Below are 1,280 nucleotides of genomic sequence, written 5' to 3' on the forward strand. Positions count from 1 at the left end.
GGGAGTTCGCCCTGCCCGAGACGATCACTCCCGCGCTTCCCGCGGTCGAGGCGTTCGCCGATCTGGACATGCCCGCGCCGCTGCTGGCCACGCTGGGCACCGAGGGCGTGAGCGTGCCGTTCCCGATCCAGGGCGCGACGCTGCCGAACTCCCTCGCGGGCCGTGACGTACTGGGCCGTGGGCGTACCGGCTCCGGCAAGACCCTCGCCTTCGGCCTGGCGCTGCTGGCCCGCACCTCCGGCCAGCGCGCCGAGGCCAGGCAGCCGCTGGCCCTGGTCCTGGTCCCCACCCGCGAGCTGGCCGTCCAGGTCACCGACGCGCTGACCCCCTACGCCCGCGCGCTGAAGCTGCGCATGGCCACCGTCGTCGGCGGTATGCCGATCGGCCGCCAGGCCAGCGCGCTGCGCGGCGGCGCCGAGGTCGTCGTCGCGACACCCGGACGCCTCAAGGACCTCATCGAGCGCGGCGACTGCCGGCTGAACCAGGTCGCCATCACCGTCCTGGACGAGGCCGACCAGATGGCGGACATGGGCTTCATGCCGCAGGTCACCGCCCTCCTGGACCAGGTACGCCCCGAGGGCCAGCGGATGCTGTTCTCCGCGACCCTGGACCGCAACGTCGACCTGCTGGTCCGCCGCTACCTCACCGACCCGGTCGTCCACTCCGTGGACCCCTCGGCCGGCGCGGTCACGACGATGGAGCACCACGTGCTGCACGTCCACAGCACCGACAAGCACGCCGCGACCACCGAGATCGCCGCCCGCGACGGCCGGGTGATCATGTTCCTGGACACCAAGCACGCCGTGGACCAGCTCACCACGCACCTGCTCAACAGCGGTGTCCGGGCCGCCGCCCTGCACGGCGGCAAGTCCCAGCCCCAGCGCAACCGCACCCTGACCCAGTTCAAGACCGGGCACGTGACGGTGCTGGTGGCGACCAACGTCGCCGCACGCGGCATCCACGTCGACAACCTCGACCTCGTCGTGAACGTCGACCCGCCCAGCGACCACAAGGACTACCTCCACCGCGGCGGCCGCACCGCACGCGCCGGCGAGTCCGGCAGCGTCGTCACCCTGGTCATGCCCGGCCAGCGCCGCGACATGACCCGCCTGATGGCAGCCGCGGGCATCGTCCCGCAGACCACCCAGGTCCGCTCCGGCGAAGAAGCCCTCAACCGCATCACCGGCGCCCAGACCCCCTCCGGCATCCCGGTCACCATCACCGCGCCCGTCTCCGACCGGCCCAAGCGCAGCACCAACTCCGCGCGCGGACGCCGCAGC

At 72.8% G+C, this 1,280-nt stretch carries 1 protein-coding gene; it reads left to right on the top strand.

Annotated elements, in window-relative coordinates; all coding sequences use genetic code 11:
- A partial coding sequence (locus ABZX75_RS28980; RefSeq protein WP_355415626.1) for a DEAD/DEAH box helicase occupies positions 1 to 1,280 on the top strand: 1,280 nt, incomplete at both ends.

The organism is Streptomyces sp. NPDC003038, from assembly GCF_040611115.1.
GTDB lineage: Bacteria > Actinomycetota > Actinomycetes > Streptomycetales > Streptomycetaceae > Streptomyces.